Origin of the sequence: Jingyaoa shaoxingensis, from assembly GCF_014385005.1 — a bacterium.
Lineage (GTDB): Bacteria > Bacillota > Clostridia > Lachnospirales > Lachnospiraceae > Marvinbryantia > Marvinbryantia shaoxingensis.
This window is the reverse complement of record NZ_JACRSZ010000015.1, coordinates 38,139-57,389: the sequence shown is the minus strand read 5'-3', so window position 1 is coordinate 57,389 and position 19,251 is coordinate 38,139. Positions and strand designations below refer to the sequence as shown.

Annotated in this window: 17 protein-coding genes; 1 reads left to right on the top strand and 16 read right to left on the bottom strand. The window is 42.7% G+C overall.

Translation table 11 applies throughout. The annotated features are described in order from the left end of the window. Positions 1 to 34: 34 nt before the first annotated feature. A complete protein-coding gene (locus H8716_RS13520; protein ID WP_249309581.1) occupies positions 35 to 1,351 on the top strand; it encodes an ATP-binding protein in 1,317 nt (438 codons plus the stop codon). 19 nt (positions 1,352 to 1,370) lie between these two features. On the opposite strand, the gene H8716_RS13515 is transcribed toward H8716_RS13520, so the two are convergent. The 16 genes from H8716_RS13515 to dctP all read right to left on the bottom strand — a co-directional run bounded on the left by H8716_RS13515 (position 1,371) and on the right by dctP (position 19,250). Beyond that, on the bottom strand, positions 1,371 to 2,846 hold the full coding sequence (locus H8716_RS13515) for an ATP-binding cassette domain-containing protein (protein WP_249309579.1): 1,476 nt from the start codon (positions 2,844 to 2,846) through the stop codon (positions 1,371 to 1,373). Then, entirely contained in the window at positions 2,843 to 3,892 is a 1,050-nt protein-coding gene (locus H8716_RS13510) for a sensor histidine kinase (RefSeq protein ID WP_249309577.1), read from the bottom strand. The genes H8716_RS13515 and H8716_RS13510 overlap by 4 nt, the downstream gene beginning before the upstream one ends. Before the next feature lie 17 nt (positions 3,893 to 3,909). Continuing rightward, positions 3,910 to 5,505: a response regulator transcription factor gene (locus H8716_RS13505; RefSeq protein ID WP_249309574.1), complete on the bottom strand. Its 1,596-nt coding sequence runs from the start codon at positions 5,503 to 5,505 to the stop codon at positions 3,910 to 3,912. Positions 5,506 to 5,630: 125 nt separating this feature from the next. After that, entirely contained in the window at positions 5,631 to 6,557 is a 927-nt protein-coding gene (locus H8716_RS13500; protein ID WP_330606628.1) for an ABC transporter substrate-binding protein, read from the bottom strand. Positions 6,558 to 6,685: 128 nt separating this feature from the next. Next, positions 6,686 to 7,696 carry an ABC transporter permease gene (locus tag H8716_RS13495; protein ID WP_249309573.1) on the bottom strand — a complete coding sequence of 337 codons (1,011 nt, stop codon included), beginning with the start codon at positions 7,694 to 7,696 and terminating at the stop codon, positions 6,686 to 6,688. Positions 7,697 to 7,711: 15 nt separating this feature from the next. Beyond that, complete coding sequence (locus tag H8716_RS13490; protein WP_249309571.1) at positions 7,712 to 9,220, bottom strand: sugar ABC transporter ATP-binding protein; 1,509 nt, start codon at positions 9,218 to 9,220, stop codon at positions 7,712 to 7,714. Between the two features lie 268 nt (positions 9,221 to 9,488). Continuing rightward, positions 9,489 to 9,899, bottom strand: coding sequence for an RbsD/FucU family protein (locus H8716_RS13485; protein WP_249309569.1), 411 nt, complete (start codon positions 9,897 to 9,899; stop codon positions 9,489 to 9,491). Positions 9,900 to 9,903: 4 nt separating this feature from the next. Further along, the gene (locus H8716_RS13480) at positions 9,904 to 10,515 is read right to left on the bottom strand and encodes an SIS domain-containing protein (protein WP_330606627.1); all 612 of its coding nucleotides are present in this window, start codon (positions 10,513 to 10,515) and stop codon (positions 9,904 to 9,906) included. Further along, positions 10,512 to 11,516 (bottom strand): ribokinase, encoded by a 1,005-nt coding sequence (locus tag H8716_RS13475; protein ID WP_249309567.1) that lies wholly within the window; start codon positions 11,514 to 11,516, stop codon positions 10,512 to 10,514. The genes H8716_RS13480 and H8716_RS13475 overlap by 4 nt, the downstream gene beginning before the upstream one ends. A 440-nt stretch (positions 11,517 to 11,956) precedes the next feature. Continuing rightward, positions 11,957 to 12,670: a FadR/GntR family transcriptional regulator gene (locus H8716_RS13470; RefSeq protein ID WP_249309565.1), complete on the bottom strand. Its 714-nt coding sequence runs from the start codon at positions 12,668 to 12,670 to the stop codon at positions 11,957 to 11,959. Between the two features lie 358 nt (positions 12,671 to 13,028). Beyond that, positions 13,029 to 13,949 carry a 4-hydroxy-tetrahydrodipicolinate synthase gene (gene dapA / locus H8716_RS13465; protein ID WP_249309563.1) on the bottom strand — a complete coding sequence of 307 codons (921 nt, stop codon included), beginning with the start codon at positions 13,947 to 13,949 and terminating at the stop codon, positions 13,029 to 13,031. 45 nt (positions 13,950 to 13,994) lie between these two features. Further along, positions 13,995 to 14,870 carry a dihydrodipicolinate synthase family protein gene (locus H8716_RS13460; RefSeq protein WP_249309561.1) on the bottom strand — a complete coding sequence of 292 codons (876 nt, stop codon included), beginning with the start codon at positions 14,868 to 14,870 and terminating at the stop codon, positions 13,995 to 13,997. A gap of 105 nt (positions 14,871 to 14,975) precedes the next feature. Then, entirely contained in the window at positions 14,976 to 16,298 is a 1,323-nt protein-coding gene (locus tag H8716_RS13455) for a nickel pincer cofactor-dependent isomerase, group 22 (RefSeq protein WP_249309559.1), read from the bottom strand. Between the two features lie 24 nt (positions 16,299 to 16,322). Further along, the gene (locus tag H8716_RS13450; protein ID WP_249309557.1) at positions 16,323 to 17,609 is read right to left on the bottom strand and encodes a TRAP transporter large permease; all 1,287 of its coding nucleotides are present in this window, start codon (positions 17,607 to 17,609) and stop codon (positions 16,323 to 16,325) included. After that, a complete protein-coding gene (locus H8716_RS13445; RefSeq protein WP_249309556.1) occupies positions 17,602 to 18,090 on the bottom strand; it encodes a TRAP transporter small permease in 489 nt (162 codons plus the stop codon). The genes H8716_RS13450 and H8716_RS13445 overlap by 8 nt, the downstream gene beginning before the upstream one ends. A gap of 101 nt (positions 18,091 to 18,191) precedes the next feature. Further along, positions 18,192 to 19,250 carry a TRAP transporter substrate-binding protein DctP gene (gene dctP, locus H8716_RS13440; RefSeq protein ID WP_249309554.1) on the bottom strand — a complete coding sequence of 353 codons (1,059 nt, stop codon included), beginning with the start codon at positions 19,248 to 19,250 and terminating at the stop codon, positions 18,192 to 18,194. Position 19,251 lies beyond the last annotated feature (1 nt).

Genomic DNA, 19,251 nt, shown 5'->3' with positions numbered 1-19,251 from the left:
TATGCTACACTCTACCTATAAGGAGGAATGTCAAATGATTGATACACACAAACTGCAAAAAAGAGATTTATACTTGAATAAAATGATTGCCTTTCAGGACACAGAACCTGTGAAGGTTGTCACCGGAATTCGCAGGTGTGGCAAATCCAGCCTGCTGAAACTCATGACTCTTCATTTAAAGGAAAGTGGCATCACAGAAGAGCAGATTCTTGAAATGAATTTTGAATCTCATGCTTTTAAAAGTATGACCAATGATGATTTTTATGAATACGTAAAGCAGCACATCGTACCGGATAAAAGAATGTATCTTTTCTTTGATGAAGTCCAGCGTATTCCTAACTGGGAAGATACTGTCAATTCGCTCCGTGTTGATTTTAACTGCGATATTTATGTTACTGGTTCCAATGCCTATATGCTCTCCTCCGAATATTCCACCTATTTATCCGGCAGGTGTGTTGAAATAAAAATGCTTCCATTGTCTTTCTCTGAATTTTTATCTTTTTACGGATTTGAAATCAGAGAAACCAAAAGTGCATTAGGCGGCACGAGAAAACAGGCGTTTGATCAAAATGACGACCCGTATGAGATTCGTGAAATTTTTGATGCCTACATGCGCTTTGGCGGTATGCCTGGTATTGCTGATGTTGGATTAGATCAGGAAAAAGCACTGGTTTTACTTGAAGGGATCTACTCCACTGTAATTGTAAGAGATATTCTCGAACGCGAAAAACGCCGTGGACAAAAGAATATCACAGATCCTGTTCTCCTGAAAAAAATTGTTCTGTTTCTGGCCGATAATATTGGCAGCAACATATCCGTATCCTCCATTGGGAACATCCTTGTAAATGAAGGACTGCTCGAAGACGGCAAACGAAAAGGGACACCAAGCGCCCATACTGTACAGGCATACATCAATGCACTTCTGGAATCCTATTTCTTTTATGAAATTAAACGATTTGATATCAAGGGAAAAGCGTTTTTGCGGACATTGGGAAAATATTACATTGTCGATATTGGTCTCAGAAATTATTTGCTGGGCTTCAGGGATCGTGACAGTGGTCATGCATTAGAAAATATTGTGTATTTTGAACTTCTCCGTCGTGGTTACGATGTATCAATCGGTAAGGTAGATCAATCAGAAGTAGACTTTATTGCAACGAAAGCAGATGATAAACTGTATGTTCAGGTAACAGAATCCATGACAGGTGAAGATGTCCGTAAAAGAGAACTTGCTCCACTGCAAAAAATCAATGATAACTATGAAAAGATTGTTCTTTCCATGAATCCCGGAATGGATTCTTCTTATGAAGGTATAAAATCCATCAATCTTATCGACTGGCTGATTTCCTGACAACGATTCAGGGAGCATATCATTTTTTGTGATATGCTCCCTGTGTTTTACTTCCTCTGTAAAAGGTTCTCCACGGTACATTCCTCGGTACGAATGCAAAGTCCTCTTTTGGTATTTCCCGAACGGTTCCGTCGTGTTCGATCATCAGCAGCCGGTCTGCCAGTGACAGGGAATCAGACAGATTCAGGGAGATGTCCACTACTGTGATTCCGCGGTCCAGCAGCATCTCCAGCAGCTTCCAGATATGAATCCGGTGGGCCAGGTCAGCTCCTTTGAATGGTTTAATACAATATACAATCTGGGGATTCTGAAGCATCACACGGCTGTAAATTAACTGGTATTTCTGCCTCTCACTAAGATCTTCCACCTTCATATCAAAAACTTCTTCCCCCAGAAGACTCTCATATTCTCTGCGGATACTTCCCCGTATGCTGCTGGTTTTCCAGATGTTTCCCATTCTTCTAGAAAGAGACATGCACAGGTTATCCATATAGCTGAGTCCGTGAAAAATCATGCTGACCGTAGGAGATTCCTGAATAACCGCCGCTTTTTCATCTTTTACTGTATCTGTCTGTAATTTTTCAATTATCTCCTGAAGAATCGTATTCTCATGGATCTGAACGGCCAGATATTCCCCGCGGTAAATAGGAAATTCCAGTTTTTTGCCCATAGTTTCACTGAAAGAACGCCAGGTGGTATATATCTCCTGCGTCTTTTCCTCGAGTTCTCTTTTTTCCAGATGAAAACGCACCATCTGGTTGTATTCCATATTATAATGGTTGTAATCGTAGATCTCCCATGTCTGGTTCTTCATCATTTCCTTGGGGATCACTTTCCAGATCCGTCCGTTAGTCAGAAACGCTATCCTGTCACAGAAGTTATTCTCCTCCTCAAAATGAGGACTGATGTACAGAAAGGAAAAGCCTTTCTCTGCATAATGGTGCAGAATCTGATGAAGATATTCCAGTTCCCGGTCACTGATCAAAGCACCGATCTCCTCCAGCACAATCAGATGATTGCCCGCCACCACGGAGCGAAGCAGTTCCACGATGACACGCTGAAATACCGTCAGGCGCTCTACTTTTGTCTCCGCTGTCATCTCCATGCCAATCTCTTTTAAAAAAGGCTGCAGCTGCCGGTTCAACAGTTCCTCGTGAATGACTTCCTGGCGGAATCCCTGCCTCAGAACAAATACATTATCTGCAATCGTCATAGATTCTACCAGTGAACTCTGAGCCTGAATCACTCCGATCCGGTTATGGGTTCCGGATGACTCTTTCCAGGAATTGACCTGCTCCCCATTATAATAGATATAACCGTCATACAACGGCAGATTCACCTGCAGAAGCTTCAAGAGATCAGCCATACCCTGCCCGTTAAATGGCAGCATTCCCATGATCTCGCCCTCATAGATCTGCAGATTAAAATCCTCCAGCCTGGTCATATCCGCTTCTTTGTAGGTAACCCGCTCCATTCGCAAAATTTCTTTTCTCATGACAGTACACTCCGGTTCTTCACATCCCGGTCATTTGCCGTGATCGGAATGGTAATCTCCACATCTGTTCCCCTCTGCTGTACCGAATAAACATGCATGCCATATTCATCCCCAAAGATCAGATGGATGCGGTTATTCACATTAACCAGTGCGATTCCGCCCTTTTTCTCATCCGGGGAACCGAAGGAATCATTTCCCCTCCCCAGCTTCCGGTTCAGGGCTGCCAGCGTCTCCTCATCCATTCCCACACCATCGTCAGAGATACAGATAATCAGACGATCCTGGGTGCAGGCGAAACGAATATACAGATTGCCCGCTCCGATCTTCAGTTCCGTTCCATGAATAATACTGTTCTCTAATATGGGCTGCAGTGTCAGCTTCGGAATCCGGCAGTTCATGATCTTCTCATATTCTTTTGGATCGTATTCAATATGCAGATTCAGCCGGTCTCCGAACCGATACTTCTGAATGCCAAAATAAGTCTCACAGTTATCCAGTTCTTCCTCTACTGATACCAGATTTTCTACTTTTGTGATGGTATACCGGAAAAACTTCGCCAGCGCTTCAGTCATATCTGCCACCCCATCCAGCCCGGCAATCAGAGCCTCTCCACGGATGCTTTCCAACGTGTTATATAAAAAATGTGGATTAATCTGATTCTGCAGTGCCAGATACTGTGCCTGCCGTTTATTCAGATCCATCATCTGCGGAGAATGCAGAAAATGCTCCATGAACTTCATCTCTTCGGCAGTCGTCGGTGTCAGCAACGCTGCCCGCGCCCCATCTCCTGCCATAACCATATAGCCTTCCAGAAAACGCTCCATGGTCTTTTCTGCCTGCTGATATGGTCTGCTGATCCAGAATACTGCTGCTATCAGATACCCAATCAATACCGCCACTGTCAACAATACATTCCAAAGCGGTCCCTGCCCCTGAAAAAACAGGACTGCCTGAGTCACTGTCAGTATAACCAGAAGTGCCAGCACTGCCATTCCCATCCACCAGATTCTGCCGGAAATATAACGAATATTTCTTCTTTCTTTCATAGCAAGTATTCTCCTGATCAGCCGTATAACTTCCGGTAAGTAGATGGTTTCACTTCGGTAGACTTTTCAAAGGTCTGGGTAAAATGCTTCAGATCGTTGTAACCTACTTTTTTACAGATCTCCACCACCGGAAGATTGGTCTCACGCAAAAGGATCTTCGCCTGTTCCATCCGCACATTGATCAGATATCTGGCAAAGCCTTCCCCTTCTGTCTTCTTAAATAATACGCTGAAATAAGTCGGACTTAAGCCTACTTCGCTGCTGACCTCTTCCAGAGTAATCGGCTCCCCGTAATGATTCTGAATGTATTCTTTGGCCCGGCGGATCGGACGCACTCTGTCATTTTCCCGCTTTTCTTCTATCTCACGAACGTATTTCTGCTGGAATTCCCGCAAAGTGGCAAAGAGTTTTTCCACACTTGCGCACTGTTCACACTGTCTGCGAAAAGCTTCCAGACATTCGGTGCGGTTGGCGATCTGTATGCACGCTGTAAAGACATCTGCTGCGCTGTATACAAGATCCAGGATATCGCAGCCCCGTGGATTCCTTGCCTCACTGACCTTTTTCTGCAGATAAACAGCTGATTCATCCGCAAGATCTGTACTCATCACTTCCACGGCATGAGTGATCTCACGAATATATTTGTCCAGCAGCCGTTCTCCCTGCAGGGAAGAATAGTTCTCCTGCTGCTCCAGAATCCGACCGCTGCCCTTTACCAGCCTCTGGCAGATCAGCCTGGACAACTCCGGTCCTGCATCTTCCAGTTCTTCTGCTCTTCTCACGGCTTTTCCCAGCGCCATAGAAAATTCTACCGATTTGAAAATGGCCTTCTGCAGTTCCATCTGCGCCAGCGCATTCTTCAGAATCCTGCGCACATCCTCCTGCTGCCTGCTTTCATAATTCAACAAACCGATACAGTAAAATCCCTGACATTCCATAATCGGATCCAGCCTTTTTTCCCGAAGGTTCCGGTCCAGAATCTCCAGTGCCTTTTCCATCAGAACAGATACAGAGGAAGTACCAAGTGCCTCTTCCTCGCAGTCCATCTTCAGGCTAAATGGCTGAATTAGCCCGGCTTTTAGCGTAATTCCATACTGATTCTGCAGAATCTCTTCTGTCAGGGATACCGGTTCCCCGTTTAAAAGCTGCGTCAGCAGCTTGCTGCGCATATAATCTTCATTCTTCTGCGCCTTCTGGATCAGGACCTGCTTGTCCCTCTCAAATTCTTGCCGCTGACCGATCTTACTCTTCAGCTTCTCCAGTGTCTCTGTCAGTTCCGCCTTATTGATCGGCTTCAACAGATAGTGACCCACACCAAACCGGATAGCCTGCTGCGCATATTCAAAATGAGCATAACCACTGATGATAATAATCTCCACCTCCGGGCAAGCTTCCTTTACTTTCTCAATTAATTCCAGACCTGACAATCCGGGCATCCGGATGTCTGTGATCAGGATATCCGGACACACCTTCTGCACCACATCAAATGCTTCGATCCCGTTGTGCGCCATTCCTGCGATCTCCATTCCCAGACGATCCCAGTTTATTAATGCCTGAATCAGCTGGCAGATTCGTTCCTCATCGTCTGCAATAACAACTTTCAAGTTTCCCATCTTCTCTTCCCCAAAAACATTTATATTTATATTGTCTCATACTTTCGCTTTTCGGTCAATTTTCTGTAACCGAAAAAACCGCCGCGGGATGCGACGGTTTTTCTCAGAGTTATTCTATGCGAGGTTTATTTGCTTTCTTTTGTCAGTACGGATACACCGGTATCTGTTACTTCACCGCCAAGGTCTTCACCGTTGATTGCCTGGATTGCTGCTTTTACGCCTTCGTATCCCATAACGTCTGGATTCTGAGCCATAGTTGCATACAGATATCCGTCATCGATCAGGTTCAGGATTGCATCAGATTTATCAAAACCAACACCAACGATTGCATCGTTTCCGGAAGCTTTGATGGCATTGCCGGCACCTGTTGTGGATCCTTCATTACAACCGAAGATACCAACAACACCCTGTGTGATGTAGTTTTCTGCGATACTCTGAGATTTTGCTGCATCACCTTCGCCGTACTGTGTTTCCATCAGTTCGAAGTCAGATCCGTCAAATGCTGCACGGAAGCCTTCTTCTCTGTTTACACAGGAGTCTGTTGCTGCGTTTACATTGATGATACCGATCTTACCGGATGTAACGCCTGCGTCTTCCAGAGCTTTGATCATTTCTTCGCCGGCTGTCTGGCCTGCTGCCTTGTTATCTGTGGAGAATGTAGCGGATGCTTCTACGTTTGCAGGGGAGTCGACGTATACGATCTTAACTCCACCGTCTACTGCTTCCTGTAATGCAGATGAAATTGCATCCGGTCCGTTTGCTGCTACCATGATGGCACCGTAGCCGCCTGCTACTGCGTTGTTTACACATTCGATCTGCTGTGCATCGTCCTTGGTATTTGGGGACATGAAGTCTACGGTTACACCAAATTCTTCAGCTGCTTTCTGTGCGCCTTCATTCAATGTGATCCAGTGCTGGTCGATGGAGTCCATAGTGATCAGAGCTATCTTCTCGTCTCCTGTTGCCTTTACTTCGTCGTCTGCCATTGCCATAGTTCCCATTGAGAATACCATTGTTGCTGCGCAGATCGCTGCTAATAATTTCTTTTTCATTTTTAAAACCCTCCTAAATATATAATTTGTTTTATTTACTATCCGCAACCCATATTTTGCGGCTTAGTTCGTATCTGGTCTGAATTGTACGAAACAATCCATATGGCATCTTTTTGCCTCATGATTTACTACTTTCTTTTTCCGAATTTTCCGTTACGTACGACTACGTCCAGAAGAACGGCTACTACTACGATGACACCGATGACTACTCGCTGGATACCTACCTGTGCACCGATCATGTTCAGACCATTTTCCAGTGTCTGCCATACAGCTGCACCTGCCAGAGTTCCAAGAAGAATACCGGTTCCTCCAAGTGGTGATACACCACCGATAACGCCGGCTGCCACACCATACATTTCATACATGTTTCCTGCTTCCATATTTCCCATACCGGCCTGTGCACAGAGGATCAGACCTACCAGGCAGGAACAGGTTGCACTGATCAGGTATGTCTTAATGGTGGTTGCCACTACGTCTACACCTGACAGTTTTGCTGCGTCTACGTTTGAACCGATTGCGTAAATATGACGTCCGGTTCTTGTTTTGGACAGTACAAAGAAGAAAATAATGAATACGATCATTGCAATCCAGAAGGTATTATATACACCAAGTGTTTTTCCATAGTAGAAAAAGTTCTGGAACTTGTCTGCTGCTTCTTTTCCGATACCGGTTGCAATGGCATCGGTATTACGGTTACCGTTTACCATGTAGGCAATACCTCTTGCCACGAACATGGTTCCCAAAGTTGCGATGAATGGCGGAAGCTTGAACTTTCCTACCAGATATCCGTTGACTACACCGATCACCAGACAACACAGTAGTGAAATCAGGATGGCAAGCAGCGGATTCATACCTGTAGTCATCAGGGTTGCTGAGATCATGGCACTCATACCAACCATTGAACCAATGGACAGGTCGATGTTTCCTGTGATCAATACGTAGCTCTGTGCAATACCGATGAGCAGATATTTGGACATGGAACGAAGTAAGTTCAGAATGTTCTGTCCGGAAAATACTGCTGAATTAATCAGACCGAATGCGATATAGATAATGACCAGACCTACGAAGGCGGTCAGGGCTGCGCCCATTCCCCGGATTGCCAGTAATTTTTTTACCGGGCTCTGCTGTTTGTTGTTCATTTTTCTTCCCCTCCACTAACTCACTATTTTCTTGTTTTCAAAGGATGTTGCCATGGTCAGAATCTCGTTCTGAGTTGTATCCTGTGCCATTACTTCACCGGTAATACGGCCATCACACATAACGATGATCCGGTCTGCGATTCCCATGACTTCCGGCATTTCGGAAGATACGAACATGACTGCTATTCCCTGTTTTTTCAGTTCATTCATCAGATTGTAGATCTCTACCTTGGCTCCGACATCGATTCCTCTGGTCGGCTCATCAAAGATGACCACTCTGGAATTTCTTGCCAGCCATTTTCCAACTACTACTTTCTGCTGATTACCACCGGATAAGTTGCCGGAGTCGATCTCTACATTCGGTGTCTTAATGCGGAGGTTCTGTACTGCCTCTTCACACAGTTTATCTTCTTTGGTACTGCTGATCACGCCAAGTCCGTTGCAGATCATATCCAGATTCGGTAGTGCCAGGTTCTGACGGATACTAAGTTTGGTACACAGCCCGTCTTTTTTCCGGTCTTCCGGTGCCAGTACCACACCGTGTTTGATAGCATCCATCGGACAGTTGATCTTGATTTCCTGTCCATCCAGCCAGATCTCTCCTCTGTCCTTCGGATCTGCTCCGAAGATTGCTCTTGTGGTCTCGGTTCTTCCCGCTCCCATGAGTCCTGCAAATCCAACGATCTCGCCTTCATATAAGGAGAAGTTGATGTCCCGCACCATTTTTCCTGCATTCAGATGCTTCACTTCAAAGACTTTTTTGCCCTTCTCGCAGGATACCCGCGGGAATTTTTCTTTGATCTCACGTCCAACCATGTTGGTAATAATCTGATCCATGGTCATATCCGCAAAATTGCCATTGGTGATGTACTGGCCATCTCTCATGATGGTAACACGATCAACGATCTCTGCCAGTTCTTCCAGTCTGTGGGATATGTATACAATTCCTCTTCCTTCCGCTTTTAATTTGCGGATAATGCGGAACAGGTCTTCGATCTCTTTTGCCGTCAGCGCAGAGGTCGGTTCGTCCATGATCAGGATCTTGGCATTGATGGATAAGGCTTTTGCAATCTCAACCATCTGCTGCTTGGATACCGGCAGATCCCCAACGGTCTGATCTGGATTAATATCAATCTTCAGATCATCCAGTATCCGTTTCGCTTCCTGGCGCATCTTTCGATTGTCCAGTGTAAACTTGCCTGCCAGCTCTCTTCCCAGGAACATATTTTCCGCAACGGATAAGTGTCTGCACATGTTCAATTCCTGATGAATAATGGCTACTCCGACTTCCTGCGCCTGCTTCGGTGTCAGATCTCCATATTCCTTTCCGAATATCTCCATTGTACCATCATCTCTGGTATAGACGCCACTGAGGATTTTCATCAGTGTAGACTTACCTGCACCATTTTCTCCCAGAAGTGCCATAACCTCACCGGATCTCAGTTCGAAATGTACATCATCCAGTGCCTTCACACCCGGAAAGCTCTTGCTTATATGGTTCATGGAAACTATGATTTCATTCATATGATTTCCCCCCGTTTTTTGTTTTCTTTTTCCTTATGTCAGTATGATAACGCAGTTTTCTTTTGTGCAACAGGATGGGAGATTTTTGTTTTAGAGGGGGTTTTTTATGCAGTTTGATGCCAAAATAAAAATGCACCATAGAAAAAACACAGCTTTCTGACTGATTTTATCGAAAACTGTGCTTTTTTATTGGCATTTTATTCACTTTTTTCCATACTGTGCCACTGTAATTTCACCTTCTGAATCAAAATGGCATTCTTTTTAGCATTTAAGCGCATCCGATCGTAAGCAGAATATTCGCAAATGTTCTCTGTTCTCCTGTACTGATTGCCAGATAAACAGCATTTTCTTCCATACATGCATCATAGTATTCATATCTTCCCATTCCGGAAAGTTCCATTCCATTTAACTGGCTGCGGAATTCTTCAAAGATCTCAGGTTCTGGTCCTTCTTCCGGCACCATAACTTCCGCTTTTTCAACATTCACTACTGAAAGAATGGCCTCTAATACATCCGTTACTGTCGGTAATCCTCTTGTCAGACCAAGATATACTTTTCTGGCATTTCCGCTTTTTTCTGCCAGCGGATAATTCGCATCTGCAATCAGCACTTTGCTTCCATGTCCACAATATGCAAGTGCAGCTAAAATATCCGGATTAATTAACTTTGTTGTTGTCATATTTTTATACCTCTCCTTCTCTTAACTTTCCGAGGGCACCATGTGGATGATGTTTTACATACTGTTCCGGTGTTACATTGCAGTCTGCCTGTAAAATCACCGTCAGCATCTGAAGGACTAACATTTCAGCTAAAATAGAATTTCTTGGCGCACGGTTCAATGGACCGCCTTCTTTTTCAATATCCGCCAGCAGACATACATCACTGTTTAATGCCAGTTTACTGGATGAATTACCTGTTACACCAATTACCTTACATCCATTATCAATTACACAGGCTATCGTTGCCATCAGTTCATCTGTGTTGCCACTGTTGGAGATTGCAATTACTACATCTCCCTCTACCAGCTGTCCACTGGATCCATGTACCGCTTCCGTTCCGTGTAAGAAATAGGTCGGAGTTCCGGTAGATGCCATTAATGAGGATATATAGCCAGCTAAATGTCCCGGTTTACCAATTCCTGTTACATGAATCCGGCCACCATTTTTTACCGATTCCTGTATCAGCTCTGCCGCCTTGCCAAGTGCTTCTTTATCCACACTTTCTATTGTATATGTTACCTGTTCCTTCACAGCTTCCCAAAATACATCTAATGCTTTATTTCCCATTTCTGTCATTTCTGTAATTCCTCTACTTTCTCAATAATCGAAACATCCCTTCCTGCTGCTTTATGGAACTCTTTCGCCACTTTCAGGCTGGACAGCGATGGCTGCGCACCCATTTTGGAAACAGTAACTGCTGCAATCATATTGGCAAATGCCATCGCATCCCCATCATTCAGTCCAGAACCTTTGGCAACACAGAATGCAGCTACAAATGAATCTCCTGCCGCTGTCGGGTCTACTGCTTTAATATTCGGTACAGCCGGTTTAAATACTACATTTTCACCCTCAATCGTCATCGCACCCGCATCTCCCAGCGTTAACAGCAGTTTCTGAAGATTTTTCTTTCGCATTGCCTCTTTTATTCCTTTTATTGCTTCTTCTGTCATCTCCTGTCCTTCTTCACGAATAAAACAGTTCAGAAGTGCTGCTGCTTCTGTCTCATTTGGTGATAAGTAGGTGATATGGCTCATAAAATCTTCTGAAAGTGGAGCAATCGGTGCCGGATTTAACATAACCGGTACTCCCTTATCATATGCATATTTCGCAACCAGTTCATTAATCTCCATTGGTATTTCCAGCTGAAGCATCACCATGTCATATTCTCCGACAGCCTCTTTTAAAAACGCCACATCTTCCGGTGTAATTTTCATATTGGCACCAGGAATCACAATAATCCGATTATTCTGAAGCACACCATTTTTTGTCGTAAGCATAACATTTCCGATACCACTGCTGACATCCGGCTGTCTTCCTACAAAGTCTGTATTCACTCCTGCACTCTGCAGGGACTCAATCATCCTGTCTCCAAACGCATCTGTTCCTACTTTTCCAACCATGGTTACTTCTGCACCAAGAAGTGCAGCTTCCATTGCCTGATTTGCTCCTTTTCCTCCCGGGGCTGTTGTATATTGATATCCTAAAACAGTCTGACCAGATTCCGGAAAAATTTCAGTACTGGAAATGGTATCCATAACAAAACTTCCAACAACCAGGATTTTTACTTTTTTATTCATGCTCCATTCCTCTTTTTCTATAATCTTTTCAAGCTGCCATATTTTTTCTGTCAATTCTTCTCAGCATTTCTGATAAACGTGATCTTATTCTGTAAAAACGCTTTATTTATCTGAACAAAAAACGGGCTGTCTCTCTGGAGAAACAGTCCGTTTTGCTTGCTTACACAATGATTACGTATTTGCTGACTGACATAAAGCTTTACGATTCTTCAATATGGCTTCGCGTACTGCATGGACACTGTGTTTCTCTTGATTTCTCACTTTTTCATGTTGCCAGTGCATACCTTATCATTTTTCCACGCAAGAATGTGTCTTTTTGAATCATCGCGATAAAACATTTCCCGTAGTACTTACCCTGAAGAAATTACAGATAACCTCCTGCATCCTTAACAGGAACACGAATGACATTATCCATTTGACGCCATACATAGATAGAAATATTACAATTTTTCCGTCGTGACAGAAGTATTTTTATTATGAATCTTCTCCATATCACTGGTAGTAATATTCAGATGATTTCTCATCTCATCCACAGCTCTCTTATAATCATGGTGACGGAAACAGTCTAATAATGCTTCATGAGGCTCGATCGCATTTTTATATACATCACGGTCGGTAAAAGATTCTGAACGATATACCCGAAAAGCTTCCAAAAGCTGTCTGTTAATATTGATCAGAAGCTGATTTTTCGTTATTCCCACTATCGTTGTGTGAAATAATTCATCAAGCATAATCATCCGCACCATATCTTTGTTCTCATTTGCTTCTACAAAGGACTGATGGATTTCTTCCAGCTTCTTTATATCTTTTTCTGAAGCCTTCTTCACGGCTATACGGACTGCAAATGTCTCCATTGCCATACGAATATCCATAAAATCAGTAAACTGCGGATTCTCCACATCATACCACAAAGATGAGTCTTCTTTATGATTGGCAGCCACAAATGCACCTTTTCCCGGTTTATTCTCGACATACCCCAGTGCCTGCAATACTCTCAATGCCTCTCTGACACTTGTTCTGCTTACTTTCAGCATTTCACAGAGTTTTGCTTCTGCCGGCAGTTTTTCCCCAACTTTATATTCTTCTGCCTCAATCATTTCCTTAATATTATCAACCACTGCATCCGTTATTGAAATTCTTTGTATCTCTTTCATGCTTCCCCCTGTTATGTATTGTTCCTTTGGTACGACTGTTCGAAACATCTGTGTAATTCAGAAGAACTGAATGATCATATCATAGAAAACTTTCAAAATATGCATTGATTGAAGAAAATTAAAGCACTGCATCCATATACTAGTTATCATCTTGGGTCATTAATAATTGGAATAATTTTCAGTCACGATGTCTGTCTGATATGAACTCTTACTGTTTCGAAATACACAGCAAGAACTTAAGAACTATGTATTCTATATACAACTATAATTAAAGCTTAATATATCATATAAATTTTTCAGACACAATCTTTTTCTCACAACATTTTTCGCTTATTGCAAATTATTCTTCAATGGTTGCTTAAAGTTTTCCGATCTCTTTCAGAATTGCAGTAGTTACTGCCATTTCTTCCTCTGTAGCCGGTGCAAGAGGACTTCTTGCTGCTCCAAGTTTAATTCCTGTTACCAGTTCAATTGCCGGTCTGAGAATTGAGTTCGGAAGAATTCTTCCATTCTGGCCGGTTGATTTGCACACTCTGTAAATCGGAACAAATAACTCTTTTGCTTTCTCATTTTCTCCATTTTCAAATGCCTTGAAAATCTCACGGATTTCATGTCCGAAAATGTGAGCGCCACCACTTACCAGTCCCATAGCACCCTGAACGATCGTAGGCAGTAACATAATATCATCACCATTGAAAATAACGAAATCAGGATCTACATCCTTGGTTGCAAGGAAGAAATCTGTAACCTGTGTAGGATTAATTCCGGCTTCATCTTTGATACCAATGATATTGTCGATCGCTGCCAGTCTTGCAACTGTTTCCGGTTCCAGGTTTACACCTACGAAAATTGGGATATTGTAAAGAAGAATTTTGGTATCAGGGCAAGCCTCTGCAATTGCTTTGTAATGTCTGTAGATACCTTCCTGGGTTGGTTTGTTATAAAATGGAACTACGATCATGCACACTTCAATTCCAAGCTTTGCAGCTTCTTTTGTAAGTGCAATGGTCTCTTTGGTAGATGCACATCCTGTACCGGCGATTACCGGTTTTTTACCAGCTGCTGCTTTAACTGCGGTCTGCATCAGTTTTACTCTTTCATCAAATGTAAGGAGAGATGCTTCACCGGTAGTACCTGTTACGATAAAGGTATCACAAAGATCTTCTTTTGCCAGATAGTTGATCAGTTCTTCATATGTGTCATAATTTACTTCTTCATTTTCACCATATGGTGTAATTAATGGTAACAGAATCTGTCCGTATTTTTCTTTAAAAGTCATTTTTTTAACCCTCCGCTTATATATATAATTTTTTTTGTAAAAACTTTATTCCATAAATGCTGCTCTGATCTTTGCCTTCTCGTCGTCAGGCAGGTAAGTAATCGGACTTCTGCAAAGCCCCGGCTCGCGTCCAAGAACTTCTAACGCATATTTCAAACGAATTGGGAACTGGTTGCCGCCAAGACACTGCCATTTGTTATATAAAGCATTTTGTATTGCAAAAGCTTTTTCCTTTTCGCCATTTTGCTGATAGTTGAACATGTCTACACATTCTTTCGGGAATACGGAAAGAATTGCGGAAATCGCACCGCTTGCTCCCAGTTCATAGCAGGTATACAGCATATCATCTGTAGCAGCATAAACATCGCCTTTATCACCAACTGCCATTTTCATTGCATACAATGCAGGAACACTTCCCACGCTTTGCTTTACACCTCGTACATACTCGGTTTCGTCTACCAGACGTTTAAACAGTCCAGGAAGAATGGTATTCTGAGGAATTACGTTGTAAATAATAATCGGAAGCTGCACTTCTTTTGATATGGTGCTGTAATAATCGAACATTCCCTGTTCATTCGGAACTAATACGTTATATGCCGGTGGTGTTACCATGATGGCATCTGCTCCAGCCTCTTTTGCTGCCAGTCCGGCACGTACCGCATCTCTTGTACAGGTCCGCATAACACCACATACCAGACTCTGTTCTTCTTTCAGAAGTTTCTTTGCAACACCGATCAGTTCTACCAGTTCTTCATCCCGAAGTGTAGGTCCTTCTCCTGTACTGCCTCCAACACTGATACCATGCACTCCTGCGTCCAGACAAATCTTCATTTCTTTCTCTGCCAATTTCAGATTAATTGAACCATCCGGATCAAACGGAGTAACAATTGGCGGGATAATTCCCGCAATTTTTTTTGCCATTCTTAATTGCCTCCTTTTCCTCTCCTTATGTTTTGTATGATTGTATGATGTGTTATAATCATACAATATTGTTTCTTTTTCGTCAATACTAAAAACTAATATTTCTCATCTTTTTTGATTCTCATGTACACCGTATGTCTGAACAGGTTCCTTCAGCCAAATGACATTTCCATTCTCGTTAAACGGAGTCTCTTCAGGCTCACTCTCTATCGACAGAGAAGGATTCTTTTTTGCCTCCTCCACTAATGATTCAGAAATCCAGAAAGACTCTACATGAAGTGTATTCTTCATCCAAACCATTCTGTAATCCATAGTTCTGTCATTATCCATACAGGTCTGCAAAGCCATCTTAACTGCACATTCATCATTAGGCATTACAGGCGGAATTCTCATACTGCAAGGATCATGACTGGTAATTCCATTTGGATAGGAGGTCACAAAATCCATTTTTTCAAAAAATCTCTGAGTCGTAATATCTGCTCCTCCAATTCCACATCCGTTATGATGCGATTTTTCTGTAAGATCCAACACTACAATACGCTCAATAAATGGTTTCCAACGCCCAAGCATACTGGAACGTCCCGTAACATTCGGATCCATTCCTGCTCCACTCACGTCTTTTCCGATCTCATCCAGTACCAGAACATCCACTTTATCAAAAGGAATGCCCGGAACCAGCGCTTTCGCCTGGATCAGCAGTTTTTCTTCCTCTTCTTCTATCTTTTCACCTGCAATTGCCTGTATCTTGTAGGTGCCATGAAAGGCATCCTCTACAATGGCAATACCAAATGGAATCTGTTTCTTTTCCAAAATTACTCTGGCGATCTCTGTTACATTTTCCGCCATCATAGGGAATCCCAGCGTATGGCATATGTTGGCACCATGCTGTTTTCCACAGCCGATCGTCAGCATCTTCATCAGGCCACTCTCTATTTTCCCTCTGAAATCTGTATGTGGTTTCACTCTTCCAATCGGGATTACATAATCTGCCTCATCCGCATACTTATCAAAATGAACCTCCAGCCCCTTTGGACTCTTTCCAAGAATTACCGTATCCATAGAAGCTTTCACAGGTACGCCCATGGTTTCTTCTGTAACACCATAACCTGCCAGAATCTCTTTCTGCCCTTCTGCATTAGCCCCGCCGTGACTTCCCATTGCAGGAAAAATAAACGGTTCTGCCCCTTTTTCTTTCAGCAATTCGATCACACTGCGAAGAATAATATCAATATTACAGATTTCCCTGCTTCCGCAAGTCAGTGCAACCGTTTTTCCTTCCTCAATCCGATCCAGGAGATGCTGACTTTCCAGTGATTCTCTGATAATACCCGGAATCTGACTGGCACTCACCTCTCCACGCTGAATGTGATACTTTACTTTTACCATTTTAGGAATTCTTGTTTCCTCTAACAGCTTATCAAAAATCATTTTTCAGTACCTCTCTTGTATGGTTTACAGGAATCCCATGATACGTGGCAGGAACAGGCATAATTCCGGTACAAAAGTCAGTATCACTACCAATGCGAAGCCCATAAGTATGAACGGCATTGTGGATTTTACTACAGTCTCGAACTTCTCTTTTCCTACATTTGCAACTGCATACAATACTACACCTACAGGTGGTGTAATCAGTCCAACCGTTAAATTCACAATTACAATCACTGCGAAATGCACCGGATGTACTCCCATAGAAGTTACCATAGGTGCCAGAATCGGGACAAACAGAAGAATCGCAGCTGATGTCTCCATCCACATTCCTACAATCAGGAAAATCAGGTTAATAATTAACAGCATCACATATTTACTTTCCGTTACAGACATCATAAATGCTGTGAGCTGTGCCGGTATGTTTTCTACACCAATTGCCCATGCAAATACTGCAGATAAAGAAGTAATAATAAACAAGTTCGCAGTGGTCTTTCCAGCTGCTTTTAAAGAACTGATGACCATCTCAAGTGTCAGATTATGAAATACAAAGATACCTACGATCAGTGCATACAAAACTGCTACTGCTGCCGCTTCTGTCGGGGTTACAATCCCTGCTGTAATGCCAATCAGAATAATCAGTGGCATTCCCATAGCGATCAGACCACGCTTACGGATATCTTTCTTTTCTTCTTTTGTATATTCTTTTTCATGCATAGGGAATTTTTTGGAATTCAGCTTCACATATGCCATTTCACCAAAAGCAAGCAACAGTCCCGGAATCAGACCTGCGTACAGCACTGCACCAACGGATAATGCCATTGTTCCTGCATAAAGAATGGCTACATTACTCGGTGGAATCAGCGGACTCTGAATAGAAGAAGCTGCTGTTACAGCACAGGAAAATCCTTTGTCATAACCGTCTTCGTCCATAGCCTGAAGTTCTACTGCACCAAGCCCTGCAATATCTGAAAGAGCTGCACCTGATATACTTCCAAAAATTGTACTTACCAGAATATTTACATAGGCCAGTCCGCCTCTCTTTTTTCCAAATCGGGTAATACGCACAAAGTCAAAAAGTTTTGAAGAAATCCCTGTCCGGATCATAATCTCAGCTGCCAGCATAAACAGCGGTAATGCCATCAATGTAAATGAATTAATACCTGAGAACATACGAATCGGAATTGCTGAAATATTGGCCGGATTCGTCATCAAAATGTAGATCACTGTTGTAATACCAATCGAAAATGCTATGGGAAAACCAATTAAAATGGTTCCAATCAGTAAAACGGTTGCAATACCAAATTCAAGCATTTTTAACACCTCCCGCTATATATGTGATAATCTGACAAATTCCCTGAATAATGCATAAGCAGGATCCAATAATAATGGAGCACTGTGCATATAAAAGAGGGAATCCCATGGATGCACTTTTCTGGAAAAGACCGGTCTTCGGAAATACCTGCATAGATAAATATAATGCCAGACACCAAAATACCAGAATTGCCAATCGAATAATTATATTCAAAATATATCTGCCGATCCCCGGAAGCCGTGTGATAATAAAGTCAACCCCAACATTCGACCATTCTTTAATTCCCGTACTTGCTCCAAGGTATGCTATGTAAATCATCAAATATCTGGACAATTCTTCTGTCCAATTTGGATTTCTTACAGGTAAGAATCTCGTCGATACCTGAATTAAAACTATCACTGTCATTGCTGCCATTAAGATAATGCAGATAACCGTTATCGCTTTATCAATTGCAGAACTGATTTTTTTTATGACCTCCACGTTTATCCCTCCACTCTGAAAAAATAATTCTGCGGATCATCCAGACAGATCATCCGCAGATTTTATTCTCGCCTGTTAATATATATCCTTCAGGTTTCCTTTTACTTGAGACCTGCTTTTATCTCTTCTTCCTCAACAGCTCCTAACAATCCATCTACTACTTCTGGATCAATTTCAGTTTTCAGATACTCAATAACCGGTTCCTGTGATACTTTAAATGTTTCCAGCTCTTCTGCTGTAGGTGAATAAACCTGCACGCCTTCTTCTGACAAAGTATTGATTGCTATTGATTCTGCATAACGACAGGTGCCGCGTGCTGCGATAGAAGCTTCTTCTCCTGCAATAAGAACTTTTTTCTGTGTCTCTGCATCAAGGCTCTGATACCAGCTCTCACTGACTGTCAAAAATGCAAGTCCAAGAAGATGACCATCCAGTGTGCAATATTTCTGAACTTCATTCAAGGATGCACCAAGTGTAGTAACTGCTGAGTTTTCCTGTCCGTCTACCACACCAGTCTGTAAGGCGCTGTACAGTTCAAGGAAAGCAACCGGTGTAGCAGATGCGCCAAGAGACTCTATCAGTTTCAAATATACCGGGCTGTCCATAACACGAATATTTAATCCTTCCATATCCGCTGCTGTTTTGATTTCTTTCTTGCTGTTTGTAAAGTGTCTGAATCCACCGTTGTCATATGATGCGATTACTCGTATTCCGGTTTCTTCTGCAATATCATTAAATAAATTCTGGCAAAATTCACCATCCAACACATCATAGGCTACCGTTACTTCAGAGAACAAATATGGAACCGTAAATGCCTGAATGTCCGGTGCAAATGCGGAAAGTGCGCCATCAGCCGGTGTGCTTCCCTGAAGAGTTCCGATTAACATCTGTTCCATAGTCGAAGCAGCATCACCGAGTGTTCCATTTGGATATAATTCAACGCTGTACTCTCCATTTGTGCTTTTCTCAAATGCCCCTTTGAATGCTAACATTGCTGCATAGGATGGGTGATAAATCTCCATATCACCAACTTTAAGTGTCGGTGCATCTGTAAATGCAATTTTTACTACATTGTCATCTGCCTGTGCTGAAGCGCCCAGCCCTACTGCTAACATTGTTGCTGATACAAGAGTTGCGATCACACTTTTTCTTAATTTCATT

What these genes read in the sequence shown, in the direction of transcription:
- H8716_RS13520 (WP_249309581.1), top strand. Translation starts at nt 35, where the DNA reads ATGATTGATACACACAAACTGCAAAAAAGAGATTTATACTTGAATAAA.
- H8716_RS13515 (WP_249309579.1), bottom strand. Translation starts at nt 2,846, where the DNA reads ATGAGAAAAGAAATTTTGCGAATGGAGCGGGTTACCTACAAAGAAGCG.
- H8716_RS13510 (WP_249309577.1), bottom strand. Translation starts at nt 3,892, where the DNA reads ATGAAAGAAAGAAGAAATATTCGTTATATTTCCGGCAGAATCTGGTGG.
- H8716_RS13505 (WP_249309574.1), bottom strand. Translation starts at nt 5,505, where the DNA reads ATGGGAAACTTGAAAGTTGTTATTGCAGACGATGAGGAACGAATCTGC.
- H8716_RS13500 (WP_330606628.1), bottom strand. Translation starts at nt 6,557, where the DNA reads ATGAAAAAGAAATTATTAGCAGCGATCTGCGCAGCAACAATGGTATTC.
- H8716_RS13495 (WP_249309573.1), bottom strand. Translation starts at nt 7,696, where the DNA reads ATGAACAACAAACAGCAGAGCCCGGTAAAAAAATTACTGGCAATCCGG.
- H8716_RS13490 (WP_249309571.1), bottom strand. Translation starts at nt 9,220, where the DNA reads ATGAATGAAATCATAGTTTCCATGAACCATATAAGCAAGAGCTTTCCG.
- H8716_RS13485 (WP_249309569.1), bottom strand. Translation starts at nt 9,899, where the DNA reads ATGACAACAACAAAGTTAATTAATCCGGATATTTTAGCTGCACTTGCA.
- H8716_RS13480 (WP_330606627.1), bottom strand. Translation starts at nt 10,515, where the DNA reads ATGACAGAAATGGGAAATAAAGCATTAGATGTATTTTGGGAAGCTGTG.
- H8716_RS13475 (WP_249309567.1), bottom strand. Translation starts at nt 11,516, where the DNA reads ATGAATAAAAAAGTAAAAATCCTGGTTGTTGGAAGTTTTGTTATGGAT.
- H8716_RS13470 (WP_249309565.1), bottom strand. Translation starts at nt 12,670, where the DNA reads ATGAAAGAGATACAAAGAATTTCAATAACGGATGCAGTGGTTGATAAT.
- dapA (WP_249309563.1), bottom strand. Translation starts at nt 13,949, where the DNA reads ATGACTTTTAAAGAAAAATACGGACAGATTCTGTTACCATTAATTACA.
- H8716_RS13460 (WP_249309561.1), bottom strand. Translation starts at nt 14,870, where the DNA reads ATGGCAAAAAAAATTGCGGGAATTATCCCGCCAATTGTTACTCCGTTT.
- H8716_RS13455 (WP_249309559.1), bottom strand. Translation starts at nt 16,298, where the DNA reads ATGATTTTTGATAAGCTGTTAGAGGAAACAAGAATTCCTAAAATGGTA.
- H8716_RS13450 (WP_249309557.1), bottom strand. Translation starts at nt 17,609, where the DNA reads ATGCTTGAATTTGGTATTGCAACCGTTTTACTGATTGGAACCATTTTA.
- dctP (WP_249309554.1), bottom strand. Translation starts at nt 19,250, where the DNA reads ATGAAATTAAGAAAAAGTGTGATCGCAACTCTTGTATCAGCAACAATG.